Genomic DNA, 19,443 nt, shown 5'->3' on the forward strand with positions numbered 1-19,443 from the left:
TATGCAATTTATTGTAGCAGTAGACAAGCAGTGGGGCATCGGTAAAAATGGTCAGATGCTCTTTCATATCCCGGCGGATTTGGCATTTTTTAAGCGGACGACCATGGGCGCTGCCCTATTGATGGGCCGCAAAACCTTTGAAAGCCTGCCGGCTGCTCTGCCAGGACGGTTGAATCTGGTGCTGACCCGGAACAGGTCTTATGTGGCCCCCGGGGCCGTGGTGGTTCATTCGGTGGAGGAGGCAGTGAAAGAAGCCGGCGGTAGGCCGCTTTTCTTGATTGGTGGCGGCGAATTGTACGCTAAGCTCCTCGATCGCTGTTCAGCCGGTTATGTGACGCGCATTGATGATCAAGCGTCGGCAGATACGCATTTTCCGGATGTGAGCACAGCGGCAGACTGGCTTTTGGCAGAAGTCGTAGAGACCGGTGAAGACAACGGCTATACTTACCGCATTGAACGATATCGGCGTAAAGAGGCGCCGCAACAATAGAGGAGGCACTTGTCATAGCAGATTTATACGGACGAAATGCTGTACGTGAAGCCCTGAAAAACGGTACAGAAATTCAGCATATCACCTTGGTAAAAGGCGCACGGCATGGTGTCATTGATGACATCAATCAGCTGGCCAAAAAAGCAGGCATTCCGGTGCGCACTGTCGAACGGCGTGTTTTGGACAGACGCTTTCCCGGCTGCAATCATCAAGGCGTGGCGGCTGCCGTTGCAGAAGTGGCCTATGTTCCCTGGCAGGATATTCTCGCTCGTGCACAGGAAAAAGAAGAAGCCCCCTTGCTGCTGGTCTTGGACGATATTGAAGACCCGCATAATTTAGGGGCGATGATGCGGTCAGCTGATGCCTTTGGCGCGCATGGGTTAATTATCCCGAAAAGGCGGTCGGCCGGTTTGACCGAAGGGACCATGAAGGCCGCCTGCGGCGCAGGCCAGCACGTGCCTGTGGCGCGTGTGGCCAATATTGTCAGTACGCTTAATGCCTTGAAAAAGGAAGGCTTTTGGGTTTGCGGCAGTGCAGCGGATGGGGCTTCTATGTATGAGACAGACCTTACAGGCCCCTTGGCCCTAGTGATCGGCAATGAAGGCAAGGGGATGGGCCGCCTGGTGCGTGACACCTGTGATTTTATCGCCAGCATTCCCATCGGTGGGCAAGTCGGTTCTTTGAATGCATCGGTGGCTTGCGGCATTTTGTTGGCTGAAATAAGCCACCAACGGAGGCGAATGAAGTGACATGGCTCATTGTAGATGGTTACAATATGATCGGCCAATGGCCGGCCCTGTCTGCAGAAGGTGACGGTTCTTTGGAAGATGCGCGGGATAGGTTAAACGCTCGTTTAAGCGAATATGCAGCGCTCAGTGAATGGCGCATTGTCGTCGTATACGATGGCTACCGTGTTAAAGGCAATCCCGGTACGCGGCGGACCTATCCCTATTTGGAAATCATCTATACCCCGGAAGGGGTTACAGCAGATATGGCCATTGAACGACTGGCTGCGCAACTGCCCAAGCGGAGCCATTTTTATGTGGCGTCCGGTGATCGCCTAATCCAGGAAACCGTCTTGTCGCTGGGTGGGCTGCGGATGACCGGGACAGAATTACGGCGGATGATTGCCGATGCCCGTGTCAGCGCCCATCGATTGGTTCATAAGGAGGTCCCGCGCTCAACAGTTGACGGACGGATTGATCCGGCTGTACGCGCTCGTTTGGAAAAGTGGATAAAAGACGAGCGCGGCTCGTCTTGAGAGGAGACTTGGCATGCATTACACCGATATTCTTGATGTAAATAAAAAAAACGTGCAAAATGCACGCAAATACAGCCTGGCTATTATTGATAAGGATATGACGGCTGCAGAAGTCATCCGAGCCTTACATGAGCAGCGCATTACCGTTGAAGCGGAGGAATATTTTTATACCTTACAGCAAATTGGTGAAGAGGCGGAAGATGAGGAGCCTGTGATTGATGCTTTTCCGGCATTGTTTAAAGCATTTGAAGCGCACATAGCGCCGGAACCGCCACGAAAATTTTCTGCAGACCATCCCTTGCGCCTGTATCGCTCAGAAAACGAGGCCATGTATGACTTCTTTGACGATGGTGTCCATATGCTGCGTTATGACTATGACGCTGAGGCTTGGCAGACCTATGCAAAAAAAGCGCAGACCTACAAGATGCATTTGCACCGGAAACAGAACCAGCTGTATCCGCATTTGAGCGATAAGGGCATTAGCGGTCCTTTGCGCATTTTCTGGAGTTACGACGATGATGTCAAAAATGCCTTGACTGAATTCGAAAAAGCCGCGAAAGATGGCAATCAGCTGGCCGTTCAATCGGCTTTTTATGCAGTTTATGACGCCACTGCCTTTTTAATGCGGGCAGAAGAGAAGCTCTTGTATCCGTCAGCCTTTAAGCTGCTGACGCTAAATGAATTCATCATGATGGAAGTGGGCGATGAAGAAATCGGTTATGCCTTTATTGAACCGCCGGCCCACAATCAAGCCGAACGGCAGATGATGCGCGGACTGGATTTCTTAATGCTCCACCATGACGGCAGTGATTTGTCCGGCGATACCATTATCAATTTGGCCACCGGACGCATGAGCTTAATGCATTTGAATTTAATGCTTTCCCACCTGCCCTTTGACCTGACGTTTATTGATGAAAATAATTTGGTCCGCTATTACAATGCTCGCGCCAATCGCCTTTTCCCGCGGTCTACCGGTGTGATCGGCCGGGATGTAAAAAACTGTCATCCGCGCGAAAGCTTGACTAAGGTTCAGGCCTTGATTGACGATTTACGAACTGGGCAACGTCCTTATGCGGATTTTTGGTTCCGCCGGGACGATAAAATGATTCTCATTCGCTATATTGCCGTACGCGACAAAGCCGATGTCTTTAGAGGAATTGTTGAAGTGGCCATGGACATTGCCCCCTTTGCCGCTATTGAAGGGGAACAGCGGCTGCTTCCCGAATCGTAAGTGGCAGCCATAGAAAAAGCCGGGGAATCATCTCCGGCCCTTTCTGCATTTGTAAGCTTATTCAGGATCGTCACCGATGAGGGGAATGAAGGCCGGCGCCGGCGTCCAAACCGGTCGCATGGCAATGAGGGATAAGGCGCGCGCCTCCTGCAAAATCGGTTCAATGGCGTCGTCCGGTCCTTCAATAACGAGAAAATCATCGGCCTGGCCGATTTCCGTCAGCCATGTCCTTAAAGCTGCGGCATCTTCTTCATTTAACGGACCTGCATCAATTTTTCGCCAGGGCATACGCAAGGTGACGGGAAGTTTTAAGAGGCGATCAACCCCCATGGTGGTTAAAGAATTATAATGTAGGTCATCTAATCGTGTATTGGTTAACAGAAATGCTTGTGTCATTGGTCGCCGCTCCTTTCTCCCTGTATCATACAGGGAGAGGAGGCCGGATGCAAGCGGTTATGGCAAAGGGCAATAGGAGGAAGTCATGAAAATCTCAACAAAAGGTCGGTACGGGTTACGCGTGCTGATCGATTTGGCTGAACGAAATACCAGCGAAGAGCGTGAAACGCTACGGGCCATTTCCGAACGCCAACAGATTACGGTCAAATACTTGGAGCAGATTATGGTTCCTCTTTTGCACGCCGGCTATGTGCGCAGTTACCGGGGTCATTCCGGCGGGTACGTCCTCAGTAAGGCCTCTTCGGAGATTTACGTGGGCGACGTGATCCGCACCATGGAAGGCTCTTTGGCTCCGGTGAGCTGCCTGGAAGCCAATGTTGATGCCTGTCCCATGGCCAATGAATGTCCGACCCGTAGCCTCTGGGAAGGGCTGGAAAAAATAATCGCTGCCTATCTTGATCAAATCACCGTGGCAGATTTGGTAGACCATACCGTTGCCGAATATGAATTGGTCCGGATTCAAGAAAATCGGGCCTAAAGGAGTCACATGAACTTGAACGCTTATATTTTAGCCATTATTGTTTTATTGGGGCTGTCGGCATTTTTTTCCGCCTCTGAAACGGCCTTTACATCTCTGAACACCATTCGCGTTAAAAAAATGGCTGCCGATGGAAACCGGAAAGCCAAGCGGGTATTGGATATGGCAGACCAATATGAACGACTTCTCAGCTCCATTCTGGTGGGCAACAACATCGTTAACATCACCTGTGCTTCTTTGGGAACCGTGCTTTTCGTGGAATTGATGGGGGCGCGCGGCATTACCGTTTCCACCCTGGTGATCACCATTGGAACCTTGATCTTTGGCGAAATCTCACCAAAGACCATTGCCAAAGAACGGGCAGAGAGCGTTGCGCTGGCTTTTAGCGGCCCCTTGTATGGCATCATGCTCATTTTAAGGCCGGTTACCGCTGTTTTTGCCTTACTGCAAAATGCCCTTGGGATGCTTTTCGGCAACCAGGAAGACGGGGGCATTACGGAAGATGAACTGATGACCATTGTTGACGAAGCGGAAGAATTTGGTAACATTGAGGCCGATGAGCGTGAGTTAATCCGTAGTGCCATGCAGTTTGATGACCGGATTGTCGGTGATATCTATACCCCCCGGGTTCATGTAACTGCTGTCGATGAAACGGCGGATGTGGAGGAAGTCGCGGCGCTCTTTCAATCCAGTGGCTTTTCCCGCCTGCCGGTGTATCATGAAACCATTGACAATATCATTGGCATTGTCCATGTGAAAGATTTTTACGGCATGCTCTTGCAGGATGAGAACCTTCCCCTTAGGGACTTGGCCAAGCCGGTGGGATTTATTATGGAAAATCGCGACCTGGCCCGCCTAATGACGGCTTTACAGAAAGACAAGTCCCACATGGTGGTGGTCACTGATGAATACGGCGGCACGGTGGGCATTGTCACCATGGAAGATTTGATTGAAGAGCTGGTGGGCGATATTTGGGATGAGTACGATGAAGTGCAGGCCTTATTCCGTAAAGTGGCGCCCGGGGTCTATATGATCAATGGTCAGGCGGAAGTGGAAGATATCCTGCCGCGCTTCGGATTAAAAACAGACGAGATTGAAGCGAATACGGTTGGCGGTTGGCTGACGGATATTTTAGGACGGATTCCGCGAAAAGGCGATGAGCTGGCCTTAGACGCCTTTACGGTGCGTGTTGAACGGGCCAATCCGCGCTATGTGGAAGAACTGCGTTTTGTTTTAAAACGGCCGCACGCCACGGCGGTGCCGACCGGTAAGCATGAGGAGGGATAGGATGGCATTCCCGGATATTGATGAGGTTCAGGAAATGTTAGAGGCCGCTTGTGAAGAAATTCCAGCGGCTTTTTACGATGAGTTGAACCTGGGCATCCATTTAGAGCCCCAGGTTTATCTGCATCCGGAAGGACATGGTGATCTTTATATTCTGGGACAATACTCGGTGAGCATGATCGGATCACAGATTTCGATTTATTACGGCTCCTTTGCAAGGGTATTTGCCCATGCCGACCGCGCCCAAGTGGCGCGTGAAGTGCGGGACACCTTATTGCATGAGTTCCGCCACCACATGGAACACCGGGCCGGCGAGCGCGATTTGGAAATTGAAGATGAGCTGGAAATGGCCGCTTATCATCACGAGTACGCCAAACGGATTGGAGATTAAGATGCGTCTGGATAAATTTTTGCACGATGCCGGGCTGGGGTCCCGAAAGGATGTTGGCCGCATGATTCGCAGTGGCCGCATCCTGGTAAACGGGATACCGGTGCGGGACAGGGCCCATCAAGTGACGGCAGACGAGCAGGTTCTTCTTGATAATTCGCCCATCTTTTATCAGCGGCATCGCCATATCCTCTTACATAAGCCTACCGGCTTGGTCACCGCCATGAGCGATCGGCGGCATGAAACGGTGATGACCCTTTTAGAGGATGTGCCGGCAGACCTGCGGCCGGTCGGTCGCCTGGATAAGGACACCACCGGGGTCTTGCTGTTCACTACGGATGGTCAATTGGCACACCGGCTGGCATCGCCGAAGCACCAGGTTGAAAAGACCTATCGTTTTACATACGCCGGAGAAATGCCCGCCGATGCCGGCGCACAGGTGGCTGCAGGCTTGGAACTATCTGATGGCAAGACGCGGCCGGCACAGCTTGACTTACCGGGTGGGCAGATAGCGGTCTTGACGTTGACGGAGGGTCGAACTCACCAGGTGAAGCGGATGTGCCATGCCCTAGGCTGTGAACTTTTAACCTTAGAGCGTTTGCGCATCGGGCCGGTTGGCCTGGGTGATTTGCCGGTAGGTGTCTGGCGCGATTTAACCACAGAAGAGGCAGAGGCCTTATACACCATTTGCGGATTAACTGAGGAGGTCACATGAGGGTATACGACTTTGATAAAACCATCTATGATGGTGACAGCACCGTTCATTTTTTCCTGTTTTTATTGCGACGCCATCCGAGCTTGAGCCGATACTTACCGGCTGGTGCCTTGGCTTTTGCGCGGTTCCAATGGGGAGACTGGTCTAAGACCCGCTTTAAAGAACGGCTTTATCGCCTCTTTCAAGGGGTTCCGAATATTGATGCGGAAGTTCACGCCTTTTGGCAACTGCACCGGGATGGCATTAAAGCTTTTTATACGGCCCAGCAGGCAAGGGATGATGTAATCATCTCCGCCTCTCCGACCTTTTTATTGGCGCCGATTTGTGCTGAATTAGGCATTAGCCATCTTTTAGCGTCCAAGGTTGATCCAGAAACCGGCGCTTACGAGGGCGAAAACTGCTGGGGCGCTGAAAAAGTGCGCCGGTTTCTGGAAGCCGGCCATCAACTGTCTGAGATGACGGATTTTTATTCCGACTCCCTGTCTGATGCCCCCTTGGCCATGCGGGCCCAGCGCGCCTGGTTTGTGACCGGTGAAAGGCTTAGCCCCTGGCCGGACCATCCGATGGGCGGTGAAGTATGATGAAGGCAGCCCTTATTACCGGCGCCAGTGGCGGTTTGGGCGAGGCCTTTGTGCATCGGCTGGTCCACGAACCAGACATAGACTGCCTTTGGCTGGTTGGTCGGAATGCCGATCGCCTGGCGGATCTTGCGGCCAAAACCAAGAAACCCTGCCATTGCTTTGCTGGCGACCTCAGCGAGAAGACCAGCCGCGAAGAGCTTTTTGCAGCATTTGATGATAGTGGTGACCAGTTAAGAATGCTCGTTAACTGTGCCGGTTACGGAATTATCGGGCCGGTGCGGGAGGTGCCGGTTGATGATATCAGCGGTATGGTTGAGCTAAACTGCACCGCCTTGGCAGACTTGTGCCGGCGGGCCCTGCCACGGATGGACAAGGGTGCCATGATTGTGAACGTGGCTTCAGTTGCCGCCTATCTGCCGCAAACGTATTTTTCTGTTTATGCGGCCAGTAAGGCCTTCGTCTTGCGCTTTTCCGAAGCCCTGGCCGAAGAAGAAGCCCCTCGCGGCATTCATGTGCTGGCCCTTTGCCCCCAACCCATGGCCACAGGATTTTTTAACCGTGCCGGCAATATGCGCGGCGACGGCTTTAAAAATATGGCCTTTGAAGACCCACAAAGGGTTGCCGATATGGCCTTACGCCGCGTCCGTGCCGGGAAGCGCCATTCCTTAACCCATCCCACCGCCTATCTCATGGCCGTCGCCGCTCGGCTCCTGCCCCATCATCTGGTAACCCGATTTGAACGCCAGTTCTTTTAACTGTATAAAATGATAAAGCCCGCTCCATCAACAGCTTTCCCTGTCGATGGAGCGGGCTTTTTGTGTGACATATTTTTTTAGTCTAAGTTCCTATTGATTCAAATTCATTTCAAATATTCTTTAAGAAAGTCACAAAATATTAAAGAAATTTATTAAAAAGCTTATTTATAGTGGTGCTGAAAAATTTACCACTATCAATATCTTAAAGAATAAAAAATTATGATACTTCACTAAAAATGCAAAAGAATGCAACGAGAATAAGCAATAAATTTGATTTTTATATAAAATTTAAGGATAAAAATAAAATTCAGTATTGACAAAAAAAAAAAAAGATATAAGCTATTCTAAAATTTCAAACAAATCATTGCTTTAGAAAGAGAGGTTAAGACATGTCAACAAATCAGTCCGTTTTCAAAGATGAACAAAAGTATATTGCTAGAACTCAGAAGATACCATATTACCCAATTGCTTTTGAAAAAGGGGATGGAGCACTTCTCTATGATTTTGATGGAAACAAATACATTGACTTTTTGGCGAGTGCATGTTCGGCCAATCTTGGGCATGGAAATGTGGAGATTGCAGATGCTGTATACGAACAAATGAAAAATTTGACACAGTATACTTTAGCTTATTTTAATAGCGCACCTCCTGTACAATTAGCCGAATCACTTTGTGAGATAGCCCCAATTAAGGGCGAAAAGAAAGTCTTATATTCAGCTACCGGATCCGCTTCTATAGATGCGGCAATTAAAATAGCTCGCGCGTATACAAAAAGATCTGGACTTATTTCTATGCAAGAAGCTTATCATGGTAGTACATTTGGTGCTATTTCCATATCGGCTTTGAGCAATAATATGCGCAAAGGATTTGGTCCTTTAATACCAGATGTTCATTATTTTAGTTATCCCAGTAAGGATAAGGATTGGAAAACTTGTATTAAAGAAATGGAATATGCGTTTGTACACTATCTTCCGCCGGAAGAAGTTGCTGCTATTTTTATTGAACCGATAGCAGGAGATGCAGGTATTGTAATTCCACCAAAAGAATGGGTGCAGGCGTTGAGAGAAATGTGTGACCAATATGGAATTCTTTTGGTTGTGGATGAGATACAACAAGCCCTATGCCGAACGGGTAAATGGTTTGCTATTGAGAATTTTGATGTTGAGCCGGATCTTATTGTTATGGGGAAATCAGTTGGTGGTGGTTTACCGCTAGGAGCTGTGATAGGGAAAACAGATATTATGAATGCATTAGAGCCACCAGCACATTTATTTACATTGGCGGGCAATACAACGGTGTGTACGGCGGGTCAAAAGAATTTAGAAATTTTAAAAAGAATTGATGCTAATGAATTATCAATTGTTCGCGGAGAGTACTTAAAGAACAAATTTGAGTCCCTAAAAGAAAAATATGATTTTATTGGCGAGATAAGGGGGCTTGGTTTGTCAATCGGGGTTGACATTATTGATCCGGAGACTGGTGGTAAGAACAACGAAGCAACAGCAAAAATTTGCTACTATGCTATCAAAAACGGGTTACTGATGATTTTCCTAAATCAGTCTACATTACGTGTTCAACCGCCTTTGGTAATTCAAGAATCAGAAATTGATGAAGCGATGCAAATTATTGATGCAGCAATGAATGCTTATGCTAATGGGGAAATTGGCGATGAAGTTTTAGAAGAAATAGCTGGGTGGTAGTTCCCTTTTTTGCATTGAAAAACCGGTAATTTCACGGAAATAGTAAATTTTTTGTGAAATTACCGGATAAAGGAGTGAGATGACTATGAGTGAATTAAAGGTAAGCTGGCGTAATGTTATTATCTTTGCTGGTGCCTATGTAGCAACAATTATTGGTTCCGGATTTGCAACTGGCCAGGAAATTATGCAGTTTTTTACTTTTTACGGATTAACAGGAATATTTGGCTGTGTTGTGACGTTAATAGTTTTTTCTTTTACAGGCATGGAGTGTTTATCACGCGGACGCGTTGTAGAAACTGATGAAACAGTACAAATATTTTCGTTTTATTGCGGAAAATATTTCGGAAAATTTCTAGAATATTTTGTTCCCCTGTTTCTCTTTGGTGTATATGTGATTATGATTTCAGGTGCGGGGGCAACATTAGAAGAACATTATCATTTAAATCCTTATATAGGTAGAATTTTAATGAGTTTGGCAGCTTTTTTCTCTGTTATATTTGGTTTAAAAGGTATGATGGAAATTGTCGGCAAAATTGGTCCGATTATCATCATTTTTGCGGTTACGGTCGGTTTAATAAGCTTATTGCAAAATTATGGTACGCTACAGGCTTCTCTGGATGCTCTTCCGACGCTTGATTTGGTCAAACCAGCACCAAATGGCATTATTTCTGGATTGCTTTACCCATCCTATAATATGTTGGTTGTGGTGGGACTGCTTTCCGGAATGGGGAAAATGGCAAATAATAAAAAAGAGTGCTTATATGGTGGATTTTTAGGTGGCTTTTTATTGTTCTTAGCAGCATTGTTAATGCATCTTGCGATGCTTTCTCAAGTAGAAAATGTCGTAGCTCTTAAAATTCCATCCTTATATTTGGCTTCGCATATTTCTCCCATGATGGCTAAAGTATTTTCGATTATTTTGATGCTGGGAATTTATACGACAGCTGCTCCGTTGTTATGGCAAACCGTTAACCGATTTGTTCCGGATAACCACCCTAAGTTTAAAATGACGACGGTTGCTATTACGGTCATTGGTTTTATTTGCGGGTTATTACCCTTCGATCGCTTAATAGGCACCATTTATCCTTTTACCGGTTATATCGGTATTGTTGTCTTTTTACTGATGGTTATAAAAGTAGTTCGACTTAAAGTTTCAAAATAACAACGATTTATCCATGAACATGTGTTCAATTAACCCTCTTTTCAAGCAAAAACGGCTCTGCCAGCAGAAAATTTCTGACAGCGGAGCCGTTTTTGCTTGTTATGCTTTTACAGGGATTTAATATCGACTAAGCCGGTGTTTTCTTCGGTGAAATCGCCGGCGATGCTGTCGATGAGGGCGTTGGCCGTATCAAGAGAGGTCAGGGTGGGGATGCCCAGGCTGACGGCCTTGCGGCGCATGATGACTGAGTCGCGCTCCGGGTCGCGGCCACGGGTGGAGGTGGAGATGATGTAGTCCACCTTGTGGCTTTCCAGGAGGGCCCAGGCATTTTCAGAGGTACCCTCGTGCATCTTGTCCACTTCGGTGACTTGGATGCCGACGGCACGCAGGACTTTGGCCGTGCCGGTGGTGGCGTAGATGTCAAAGCCTTGGTTGAAGAATTTTTTCGCAATGGGGGCGATTTCATTTTTGTCCGAATCGCGGACGCTGATGAAGACGCCGCCTTCTTTGGTCAGCCGGTAACCGGCGCCGATTAGCCCCTTGTAGAGGGCTTCCAATAAGGTTTTGCCGATGCCGAGCACTTCCCCGGTGGATTTCATTTCCGGCCCCAGGTGGGTATCCACGTCAATGAGCTTTTCAAAGCTGAAGACGGGGATTTTTACAGCGATGTGCGTACTGGCCGGGTAGATGCCGGTGCCGTAACCGAGGTCGGTTAATTTTTCGCCTAAGGAGACGCGGGTTGCCAGATCAATCATCGGCACGCCGGTGACCTTTGAAATGTAGGGCACGGTGCGGGAGGCCCGTGGATTGACCTCGATGACGTAGACGTCATTGCCGTAGACGATGTATTGGATATTGGCCAAACCGATGACGCCTAAGCCGCGGCAGAGGGCCTTGGTGTGTTCCAGAATCTGCATGGCAACTTTTGGGCGAATGTTGGGCGCCGGGTAAACGGCGATGGAGTCGCCGGAGTGGATCCCGGTGCGTTCAACGTGTTCCAAGATGCCTGGAATGAGGACGTCTTGGCCATCGGTGATGGCATCGACTTCGACTTCAATACCGGAGAGGTACTTGTCAATTAAGATTGGGTTTTCCGCTTCGCCGGCGTTGATGATGACCGTCATGTATTCGCGGATGTCAGCATCATTCCAAGCGATGATCATATTTTGACCGCCTAGGACGTAAGAGGGGCGCATGAGCACCGGGTAGCCGATGTTGCGGGCGGCCTTTAGGGCCTCTTCTTCAGTAAAGACGGTGTGTCCGGCAGGGCGCTTGATGTTCAATTCGCTTAATAGGTTGTCAAACCGTTCCCGGTCTTCCGCCATATCAATGCCGTCGGCAGAAGTGCCGATGATGGGGATACCGGCTTTGGCCAATTCCCCGGTCAACTTAATGGCCGTTTGTCCGCCGTATGCGACGACGACACCGACAGGCTGTTCCAAATCCAAGATGGGCTTGACGTCTTCCCAGGTGACCGGTTCAAAATAGAGGCGGTCGGCCGTGTCAAAGTCGGTGGAAACGGTTTCCGGGTTGTTGTTGATGATGATGACTTCATAGCCCAGGTTTTTCAAAGCCCAGACGGAATGCACGCTGGAGTAGTCAAACTCAATGCCCTGACCGATGCGGATCGGACCGGACCCGAAGACCACGACGCGTTTCTTTTGGCCGTTGCGGGTGTGTTCTGCCGCTTCATCCAAGGCGCCTTCGGCCTCGGTGTAGAAGGCAGAGTAAAAATAAGGGGTTTCAGCCTTGTATTCGCCGGCGCAGGTATCGACCATGTGGTAGACCGGTTTCAGGGTCATCGGCAAGTCGTGGCCGGATAAGGCAGCTAGGGTCTTGTCTGTATAACCCAGTTTTTTGCCGGTGACATAGCTGGCATCGGTTAAGGCTTGACCGGTGATGGCCTCTTCGTACTTGGCCAGGCGGAGCAAACCGTTCAGGAACCATTCGTCAATCATGGTTAGGGCGTGCAGGTCGTCAACACTGACCCCGCGGCGCAGGCTTTCATAGCAGGCAAAGAGCCGCAGGTCCGTGGCTTTGGCGGTAAGCGCGTGCAGGTCGTCATCGCTCATGGCGCGCAGACCGGCATCTGCCAGCGTATCGTGACGAATTTCAGCCCCCCGGACCGCCTTCATCAAGGCTTGTTCAAAGCTTTTGCCAATGGCCATGACTTCACCGGTGGCTTTCATTTGGGTGCCTAAGTCCCGCTTGGCATAGATGAATTTATCAAAGGGCCATTTGGGGAATTTAACGGCCACATAGTCTACCGTCGGCTCACTGGCAGCAGTGGTGCAGCCGGTGACGGCGTTTTGAATTTCGTCCAAGCGATAGCCGATGGCGATCTTCGTGGCGATTTTGGCAATCGGGTAGCCGGTGGCCTTACTGGCCAAAGCGGAAGAGCGGGAGACGCGGGGATTCACTTCGATAACGGCGTACTCGTAGCTTTCCGGGTGTAGGGCAAACTGAACGTTGCAACCGCCTTCAACGGCTAAGGCGTTGACGATATCCAAGGCGGCAGTGCGCAGCATTTGAAATTCCCGATCGGCCATGGTAACGGCCGGAGCGATAACGATGGAATCGCCGGTGTGAACGCCGACCGGGTCAAAGTTTTCCATGGAGCAGACGATGATGGCGTTGCCATCTTTGTCGCGGATAACTTCAAATTCAATTTCTTTCCAGCCGGAGATGCACTTTTCAACTAAAATTTGCCCAATGGGGGAGAGGTCAATGCCGTGCTGGGCAATTTCTTTTAAGGCCTGGGCGTCATCGGCGATGCCGCCACCGCTTCCGCCTAAGGTGAAGGCCGGCCGGACAATCACCGGGTAGCTGATTTCATCTGCATAGGCCAGGGCGGCGTCCACATCCGTGACCACTTTAGAGGCGATGGTTGGCTGGCCGATGGCGGTCATGGTGTCTTTGAAAATTTGCCGGTCTTCAGCCTTATCAATGGTTTCCGGGTTGGCGCCCAAGAGGCGAACGCCCATTTTATCCAAGAAGCCTTCTTTGGCCAGTTGCATGGATAGGGTCAGCCCGGTTTGACCGCCTAGGGTGGATAAGACCGCATCCGGTCGTTCTTTTTCAATGACCCGTTTGACCGTTTCCAAGGTCAGCGGTTCAATGTAAATGTGGTCGGCCATGGCTTCATCGGTCATGATCGTTGCCGGGTTAGAGTTGATCAGGACAATGTCCAGGCCATCTTCTTTTAAGGCTCGGCAAGCCTGGGTCCCGGCATAGTCAAATTCCGCTGCTTGTCCGATGACGATTGGACCGGAACCGATGACGAGTACTTTTTTTAATTCCGGATTCAGTGGCATGTTTAGGCCTCCCCTAATTGATAAAAACGTTCGAGCACTTGCAAACCGTCCAGCACGCCGGCTCTGCCTTCCGGCCGGAACTGTACGCCGATGGCAGGTGCGTTTTTATAATCCAAGCCGGCACAGGTCTGGTCGTTGACACACTGATAGCGCAAGCTGGCAATGGACGTGTCCAGACTTTCCAGGGCAACTGTTTCATGGTTGCTTTGGTTGGTTAAAAAGAGCGCGTTCGTTTCTTTATCGCGTACCGATTGGGCGCCATGGTGAGAGGGAATCAGCGGGGTAACCGCCAGCCCTTGGGCCTGTGCCAGCAGCAAATGACCCAAGCCGATGCCCAAGAGAGGAATCTGTGCATCGATGAGGGCGCGAATGACCGGAACCAGGTCCTGGTGGTCTGCAAGGTCCCCCGGACCGTCAGAAATGACGACGCCTGCCGGGTGCTGGGCCAGGAGGGCATCGGCATCGCTATCTCGCGGTGCGGCACAAACGGGTCGGTCAAATTGCTGTAAGGCTTCAAAGAGCCCCTGGGTTGCGCCCAAATCCCATAAAATAACCTGTCGGTCGGCAGTGCCACGACAGGTCGGGAATATGGAGTCTTTCTGCGCTTGCGGCAGTTGTGACGTTGCCCGACCGGTAATGGCATCTACAGATGCTTGTGCTGGATCGGTGGTTAATACAGCTTGGACTTTTCCGCGGCTGCGCAACAATTTTGTTAAAGACCGGGTATCAATACCGCTAATGGCAACAAGGCCTTCTTTTTTAAGGAAAGATGGCAAATCACCCTCAGAACGAAAGTTGGAAGGGGTATCGCTCAATTCGCCGACGACATAACCGCGAACAGTCGCCTTCGGTGAGGATAAGTCTGCTTCAGCAATACCGTAATTACCAATCAGAGGAAAGGTCTGCACCAGAATTTGTCCTTCGTGGGCAGGATCGGTAAGGCCTTCAAGATAACCGACAACACCGGTGGTAAAAACCATATCGGCGATGACGGTTCCTTCAGCGCCGACAGACCGCCCTTCAAAGCGACTGCCGTCAGAGAGCAATAAAATGGCTTTTTCGCGCATGGTCGCACTCCTTTACAGTTGATCAAGTGATGATTAAAATCAAGGTATTATATCACATCGGCAGGCTAAATCAAGTCTAACCGATGCCAAAATCGGTATTTTGCATTAAAATATCCACGCGGGGGTTGTCTTTGATGAGGGGAAGAATATGGGTCTTAAAAGTGTCAATCACCGCCGGATCCGGTTTGATGGCCCGGGTATTGGGCGTAAAAATATTGAGCGTGACCCGGTCAAAATAGGTTAATCCAATGGCCAGGTCCTGGACCATTTGTGCCAAATGCTGTCCGGGAAGCCCGAAAAGCAGACAAGTCTGATCAAAATGCTCGGCCAGCTGCGCCGGGGTAATGTCTGCCGGAATGCCCTTGTTCAGATAGGCTTCGCGGACCAAACCGTCAAAAGTTTCGATGCCGCTGCTGACTTTAAGTTCAAGCCCTTGCCGGCGGCAGCGGTCCCGGAGGGGTGGGAGGCTTTCCCGATCGCGCCAATGGCATTCTATCGTCAGTTTGCTGATGTTTTTGGCCCGGCAGGTGTCTAAAACGGCATTCATGCTGCGGTCATCCAAATCGCAGAAAGAGCCGGAATTGACCGCTTCCAGATGACCATAGCGGCCGTCGACCTGGGCCAAAGCGGCGGCGTTTATCGCATAATTGGCGTCGGCATCGGCAGAACGGTCCAAATGGTAGTCGCAGTAACGGCAAGCGCTCCAGGCGCAGCCCTTGCCACGCAATAAGACGATTTCGCGCGGATCTTTTTCTGCAACAATGCCGTATCGGTTTAAGGTTTTAATGACAATTCCTCCTTTTGATATCGCTGCTATGATAGCAGTATCAAAAAAACTTTGCAAATCTGTTATATAAAATTATGGGAATTTAGTAAATAAGCATGACGAATCATGTAAAACATGGTATGATTATGTCTGAAAAATGCAGAAAATGAACTCTTTTGCAGTTGAACATTTTTTAGGAGGTATTTTTTATGAAAAAGAGAGTTTTAGGGTTGGCCTTAGCGGCCGGGGCAGCCAGCTACCTGGGCCTTGCAAAGCGTGACTTGGTAGATGCCATTGTAAAATTGGAAAAGCCGCAAGGTGAATTGTTCACCCGCTATGAGGGTGCCGGTGCTTATGCTTTCATTTGCAAAAATCAAAGCAAAAGTGAAGATATGTTTTTAGACTGGATCGCTTACAATGGCTGGGAAAAAGCAGACCAAGTGGGAGACGGGCTTTTCTTTATCAATGACAAGCAGGATACCCTCCTGGTGAACCGTGATGCCATTTTAGGCGGTCGTTACCTGGTATTCCGTGCCTCCCGGCCCATTGATGCGTAAGTAAGTTTTTAAAGGGGTGAGGTCATGCAGGCAGAGAAAAAATTTGTCATCGTCACCGGACTTTCCGGTGCCGGTAAAACGCAGGCCAGTAAAGTCCTGGAAGATATGGGCTATTTCTGTGTGGACAATCTGCCGTCGCCACTCATTTCCCGATTTGCAGATTTAATTGTGACAAGCGAGGGCAACATCAATAAAGTCTGTCTGGTGGTTGATTTACGTGATGAATCATTCCTGGACAGTATTGATGAAGCGCTCGCTTATTTGCATGCCATCGGGATTAACTACGATATTATTTTTCTGGAAGCTTCCGATGAAGTTTTGGTCCGTCGGTTTAAAGAATCGCGGCGGAGCCATCCGCAAAGTAAAGACGGTTCCTTGCTCTCAGGCATTCGCCTGGAGCGTGAGGCCTTGTCCCATTTGCGAGACCTGGCTCAAACCGTTATTGATACGAGCCAGTTGACCAACGCCGAATTGCGGCAAACGCTTTTGGATGGACTGAAACCGCGAGACTTTCGCATTGGTGTGACGCTCACGTCTTTTGGCTTCAAGCACGGGATCCCCATTGATGCGGACATCATTATGGATGTTCGTTTTATGGCGAACCCCTACTATGTTCCGGAACTGCGGGAGCTGACCGGGCGCGATCCGGCGGTGCAAAAGTACATTCATGACCGTCCTGAGACACAGCGGTTTTTGCGCCATTTTTCCGATTTGATTTTAGAACTCTTGCCGGAGTATATGCAAGAAGGCAAAAATCAGTTGTCCATCGGCATTGGCTGTACCGGCGGACAGCACCGGTCGATCGCCATGACCATTGCATTGGCGCGGCGTTTAACGGAAAATGGATATGATGTGACGGTTAACCATCGGGATCATTAGTTGAGATGAGGTGACGGCTTGAAACCGCGCGTGCGATTATCAAGGTGGCTTTCGCCGGGACTGGGTCTCAAACGTTGGGCAATTCTCGGCGGAATTGCGCTGGGGCTGGTGGTGTTGGGCTTGTGGTCTATGGTGAATAACCGAACCGCCAAGCAATTCACCTATGATGCGGTCCACTTTTTACAACTGAATCTTCCGGACCTTACCTTTTGGCAAGGTCTCATTTGTGTGCTGGTCGGCATTGTGTTGATGGTCTACAGCAGCATGCAGTTGTCCGGTCGCTTTAAAGGCTTGAAGGGGTCGAACTTTGATGCTTATTATGAAGAAACCATTCAAGCCAACGGGCCTAAGATTGTCGTTATCGGCGGCGGGACGGGCTTGTCCGTCCTCTTGCGTGGGCTGAAACAGTACACGTCTAATTTGACGGCAGCGGTTACGGTTGGAGATGACGGCGGTTCATCAGGCATTTTGCGAGAAACGTTTGACGTGATTCCGGTGGGCGATATTCGCAACTGCATTGTGGCCCTGGCCGATGAACAAGACGTGATGGAGAAATTATTCAGCTATCGCTTTGCCAAGGGCGAGGGGTTGAAGGGTCACAGCTTGGGCAACCTGCTGCTCTTGGGCTTGACGGCGGTACAGGGGAACTTTCAGGATGCGGTGGCCAATATTGATCAAGTGTTGCATATTTCAGGGCGGGTCTTGCCCATTACCATGGCGCCGCTGACCCTGGTGGCAAAAATGAATGACGGCAGACGCATTGTTGGCGAACGGCACATCACCGATTCAGAAGCGGCCATTGACAAGTTGAGCATTCGCCCGGCAAATGCGGAAGTATTGCCGGAGGTGCTGGAGGCCATTGCTGAAGCAGATGCCATCGTGTTGGGGCCGGGAAGCCTTTATACCTCTGTGATACCGAACCTTTGTGTCGGCGGGGTGACGGAGGCCCTGGCAAAGGCGCGCGGCAAAGTTTTCTATGTCTGTAACGTGATGACCCAGCCGGGTGAGACCACCCACTACACGGTGGGGGACCACTTGGCGGCGATTTTGCGCCACAGTGCAGACGGGTTGGTGGATTATATTTTGGCGGATGACGGCTCCGTACCGGAGTCCGTTCCCCTGGCGGATTTTATTACCGGTGGCGGTGAACGGGTGAGCATTGATGCAGACCGCATTAAGAGCATGGGGGCTGAACTGGTGGCGGCACCGCTGGTTTCCCAGGAGAACCCCTTCCGGCATGAATCCGGGCGTTTGGCAAAAGCGCTGATGGAAACCCTGTATGATGATCATAATTTCAGACTGCAGCGTGGCTTGATCAAATCCTACTGGGATTGGCAGACCTACAAGCATCGGAAGGAGCTGGACATGTGAGCTACTCGGCTAAAGTGAAAAATGAACTGGTCCGCTTACCGGCCCAGGATGATGGTGAACAAGTAGCCCAGTTGGCCGGCATTGCCCGCATGGACGGCTCTATTTTAATCGGTTCCGGTAAGCGCATTGCCCTGGTGCTGGTATCGGAAAATGCGGCAGTTGCGCGTCAGGCCTACAGTTGGCTGAGAAATTTGTTCCACCTACAGGCGCGGATTGAAATTCAGCGCAACACCAAGCTGAAGAAAAACATTCGCTATGTGGTGCGGGTGCCCGGCCAACCGCGCCTGAAAACGGCACTCACCACACTTGGCATGATGAATGACGAGGGGCTGCTCTTCCGGTCCGATATTGCGCCGGAGTTTACCGATCGGGACCACGTGCGTCGGGCCTATTTGCGGGGTATTTTTTTAGGCAGCGGTTCGCTAACAGATCCGCAGCGCAGCTATCACTTGGAGCTGGTCACCCAAAGTGAAGAATTTGCCGAGCAGATCTCCGCCTTGATCATTGGTTACGGCATTGAATTTCGGATGAGTTACCGCAAGGAAAACTGCGTCCTGTACTTAAAAGAAAGTGAACAGATCAGCGACTTTCTGGCCTTGGTTGGCGCCCATGAGGCGGTTATGGATTTGGAGAATGTGCGTGTGGCCAAAGGTGTGCGGAACAAAGTCAACCGCTTGGTCAATTGTGAAACGGCCAATATGAACAAGGCCATTGATGCCGCTTTGCGCCAGGTTGAGATGATAGAGGCCATCAAGGCGCACGGCGATTTCGATAAATTGCCCCGCGCCCTCCAGCAGGTGGCGAACCTGAGGCTCCAGGCCCCGGAGGCCAGCTTAAAAGAACTGGGCGAATTATGTGATCCGCCCATCGGTAAAAGCGGAATCAACCATCGGATGCGACGGCTGACGGAATTTGCAAAAAAAATGGGCCTGAATGGCCTAGACTGATGAGCATTATTATTGATAAAAGTCGCATCCATGCGTATAAT

The 19,443-nt window shown here is 50.2% G+C and carries 20 protein-coding genes; 16 read left to right on the forward strand and 4 right to left on the reverse strand.

The window, feature by feature from the left end:
* Position 1 precedes the first annotated feature (1 nt).
* From BLQ16_RS04335 to BLQ16_RS04350, 4 genes are read left to right on the forward strand one after another with little or no spacing between them, the layout of a single operon-like run.
* A complete protein-coding gene (locus tag BLQ16_RS04335; protein ID WP_091791524.1) occupies positions 2-490 on the forward strand; it encodes a dihydrofolate reductase in 489 nt (162 codons plus the stop codon).
* 14 nt (positions 491-504) lie between these two features.
* A complete protein-coding gene (gene rlmB / locus BLQ16_RS04340; RefSeq protein ID WP_091791525.1) occupies positions 505-1,239 on the forward strand; it encodes a 23S rRNA (guanosine(2251)-2'-O)-methyltransferase RlmB in 735 nt (244 codons plus the stop codon).
* Entirely contained in the window at positions 1,236-1,751 is a 516-nt protein-coding gene (locus BLQ16_RS04345) for an NYN domain-containing protein (protein ID WP_091791526.1), read from the forward strand. Before rlmB ends, BLQ16_RS04345 begins: the two co-directional genes overlap by 4 nt.
* A 13-nt stretch (positions 1,752-1,764) precedes the next feature.
* Entirely contained in the window at positions 1,765-2,982 is a 1,218-nt protein-coding gene (locus BLQ16_RS04350) for a PAS domain-containing protein (protein WP_091791527.1), read from the forward strand.
* Positions 2,983-3,039: 57 nt separating this feature from the next.
* Here the strand turns inward: BLQ16_RS04350 and BLQ16_RS04355 are convergent, their stop codons facing one another.
* Complete coding sequence (locus tag BLQ16_RS04355; protein WP_091791528.1) at positions 3,040-3,378, reverse strand: hypothetical protein; 339 nt, start codon at positions 3,376-3,378, stop codon at positions 3,040-3,042.
* Positions 3,379-3,463: 85 nt separating this feature from the next.
* Here BLQ16_RS04355 and BLQ16_RS04360 point away from each other — a divergent pair, with 85 nt between their 5' ends.
* The 8 genes from BLQ16_RS04360 to BLQ16_RS04395 all read left to right on the forward strand — a co-directional run bounded on the left by BLQ16_RS04360 (position 3,464) and on the right by BLQ16_RS04395 (position 10,501).
* The gene (locus tag BLQ16_RS04360) at positions 3,464-3,916 is read left to right on the forward strand and encodes an RrF2 family transcriptional regulator (protein WP_091791529.1); all 453 of its coding nucleotides are present in this window, start codon (positions 3,464-3,466) and stop codon (positions 3,914-3,916) included.
* A 9-nt stretch (positions 3,917-3,925) separates the two neighbouring features.
* Positions 3,926-5,203: a hemolysin family protein gene (locus tag BLQ16_RS04365; protein ID WP_091791530.1), complete on the forward strand. Its 1,278-nt coding sequence runs from the start codon at positions 3,926-3,928 to the stop codon at positions 5,201-5,203.
* Between the two features lies 1 nt (position 5,204).
* Positions 5,205-5,591, forward strand: a complete 387-nt coding sequence (locus tag BLQ16_RS04370; RefSeq protein WP_242868948.1) for a metallopeptidase family protein — start codon at positions 5,205-5,207, stop codon at positions 5,589-5,591.
* Position 5,592: 1 nt separating this feature from the next.
* On the forward strand, positions 5,593-6,303 hold the full coding sequence (locus BLQ16_RS04375; RefSeq protein WP_091791531.1) for a pseudouridine synthase: 711 nt from the start codon (positions 5,593-5,595) through the stop codon (positions 6,301-6,303).
* The gene (locus BLQ16_RS04380) at positions 6,300-6,884 is read left to right on the forward strand and encodes an HAD-IB family phosphatase (protein ID WP_091791532.1); all 585 of its coding nucleotides are present in this window, start codon (positions 6,300-6,302) and stop codon (positions 6,882-6,884) included. Before BLQ16_RS04375 ends, BLQ16_RS04380 begins: the two co-directional genes overlap by 4 nt.
* A complete protein-coding gene (locus BLQ16_RS04385) occupies positions 6,881-7,639 on the forward strand; it encodes an SDR family NAD(P)-dependent oxidoreductase (protein ID WP_091791533.1) in 759 nt (252 codons plus the stop codon). The genes BLQ16_RS04380 and BLQ16_RS04385 overlap by 4 nt, the downstream gene beginning before the upstream one ends.
* A gap of 389 nt (positions 7,640-8,028) precedes the next feature.
* Positions 8,029-9,339: an aminotransferase class III-fold pyridoxal phosphate-dependent enzyme gene (locus tag BLQ16_RS04390; RefSeq protein WP_091791534.1), complete on the forward strand. Its 1,311-nt coding sequence runs from the start codon at positions 8,029-8,031 to the stop codon at positions 9,337-9,339.
* 85 nt (positions 9,340-9,424) lie between these two features.
* Positions 9,425-10,501 (forward strand): YkvI family membrane protein, encoded by a 1,077-nt coding sequence (locus tag BLQ16_RS04395; protein ID WP_091791535.1) that lies wholly within the window; start codon positions 9,425-9,427, stop codon positions 10,499-10,501.
* Between the two features lie 107 nt (positions 10,502-10,608).
* Here BLQ16_RS04395 and carB read toward each other — a convergent pair whose 3' ends face one another.
* The 3 genes from carB to BLQ16_RS04410 form a co-directional block, all read right to left on the reverse strand.
* Positions 10,609-13,815, reverse strand: a complete 3,207-nt coding sequence (carB, locus tag BLQ16_RS04400; protein ID WP_091791536.1) for a carbamoyl-phosphate synthase large subunit — start codon at positions 13,813-13,815, stop codon at positions 10,609-10,611.
* Positions 13,816-13,817: 2 nt separating this feature from the next.
* Positions 13,818-14,882, reverse strand: a complete 1,065-nt coding sequence (locus tag BLQ16_RS04405) for a carbamoyl phosphate synthase small subunit (RefSeq protein WP_091791537.1) — start codon at positions 14,880-14,882, stop codon at positions 13,818-13,820.
* Positions 14,883-14,958: 76 nt separating this feature from the next.
* Entirely contained in the window at positions 14,959-15,726 is a 768-nt protein-coding gene (locus BLQ16_RS04410; RefSeq protein ID WP_242868949.1) for a radical SAM protein, read from the reverse strand.
* 131 nt (positions 15,727-15,857) lie between these two features.
* On the opposite strand from BLQ16_RS04410, the gene BLQ16_RS04415 reads away from it, so the two are divergent.
* The 4 genes from BLQ16_RS04415 to whiA are packed head-to-tail and all read left to right on the forward strand — an operon-like array spanning position 15,858 to position 19,402.
* Positions 15,858-16,205: a hypothetical protein gene (locus BLQ16_RS04415; RefSeq protein ID WP_091791538.1), complete on the forward strand. Its 348-nt coding sequence runs from the start codon at positions 15,858-15,860 to the stop codon at positions 16,203-16,205.
* 24 nt (positions 16,206-16,229) lie between these two features.
* A complete protein-coding gene (rapZ, locus tag BLQ16_RS04420) occupies positions 16,230-17,084 on the forward strand; it encodes an RNase adapter RapZ (RefSeq protein ID WP_091791539.1) in 855 nt (284 codons plus the stop codon).
* Positions 17,085-17,102: 18 nt separating this feature from the next.
* Positions 17,103-18,455: a gluconeogenesis factor YvcK family protein gene (locus tag BLQ16_RS04425; protein WP_091791540.1), complete on the forward strand. Its 1,353-nt coding sequence runs from the start codon at positions 17,103-17,105 to the stop codon at positions 18,453-18,455.
* A complete protein-coding gene (gene whiA, locus BLQ16_RS04430) occupies positions 18,452-19,402 on the forward strand; it encodes a DNA-binding protein WhiA (RefSeq protein ID WP_159427980.1) in 951 nt (316 codons plus the stop codon). Before BLQ16_RS04425 ends, whiA begins: the two co-directional genes overlap by 4 nt.
* Positions 19,403-19,443 lie beyond the last annotated feature (41 nt).

Source organism: Peptococcus niger (assembly GCF_900101835.1).
Lineage (GTDB): Bacteria > Bacillota > Peptococcia > Peptococcales > Peptococcaceae > Peptococcus > Peptococcus niger.

Coding starts and splice junctions, on each gene's coding strand:
- carB (WP_091791536.1), bottom strand. CDS start 13,815: ATGCCACTGAATCCGGAATTAAAAAAAGTACTCGTCATCGGTTCCGGT.
- BLQ16_RS04390 (WP_091791534.1), top strand. CDS start 8,029: ATGTCAACAAATCAGTCCGTTTTCAAAGATGAACAAAAGTATATTGCT.
- BLQ16_RS04375 (WP_091791531.1), top strand. CDS start 5,593: ATGCGTCTGGATAAATTTTTGCACGATGCCGGGCTGGGGTCCCGAAAG.
- rapZ (WP_091791539.1), top strand. CDS start 16,230: ATGCAGGCAGAGAAAAAATTTGTCATCGTCACCGGACTTTCCGGTGCC.
- BLQ16_RS04370 (WP_242868948.1), top strand. CDS start 5,205: ATGGCATTCCCGGATATTGATGAGGTTCAGGAAATGTTAGAGGCCGCT.
- BLQ16_RS04415 (WP_091791538.1), top strand. CDS start 15,858: ATGAAAAAGAGAGTTTTAGGGTTGGCCTTAGCGGCCGGGGCAGCCAGC.
- BLQ16_RS04335 (WP_091791524.1), top strand. CDS start 2: ATGCAATTTATTGTAGCAGTAGACAAGCAGTGGGGCATCGGTAAAAAT.
- BLQ16_RS04380 (WP_091791532.1), top strand. CDS start 6,300: ATGAGGGTATACGACTTTGATAAAACCATCTATGATGGTGACAGCACC.
- BLQ16_RS04385 (WP_091791533.1), top strand. CDS start 6,881: ATGATGAAGGCAGCCCTTATTACCGGCGCCAGTGGCGGTTTGGGCGAG.
- BLQ16_RS04350 (WP_091791527.1), top strand. CDS start 1,765: ATGCATTACACCGATATTCTTGATGTAAATAAAAAAAACGTGCAAAAT.
- BLQ16_RS04365 (WP_091791530.1), top strand. CDS start 3,926: ATGAACTTGAACGCTTATATTTTAGCCATTATTGTTTTATTGGGGCTG.
- BLQ16_RS04355 (WP_091791528.1), bottom strand. CDS start 3,378: ATGACACAAGCATTTCTGTTAACCAATACACGATTAGATGACCTACAT.
- BLQ16_RS04405 (WP_091791537.1), bottom strand. CDS start 14,882: ATGCGCGAAAAAGCCATTTTATTGCTCTCTGACGGCAGTCGCTTTGAA.
- BLQ16_RS04360 (WP_091791529.1), top strand. CDS start 3,464: ATGAAAATCTCAACAAAAGGTCGGTACGGGTTACGCGTGCTGATCGAT.
- BLQ16_RS04395 (WP_091791535.1), top strand. CDS start 9,425: ATGAGTGAATTAAAGGTAAGCTGGCGTAATGTTATTATCTTTGCTGGT.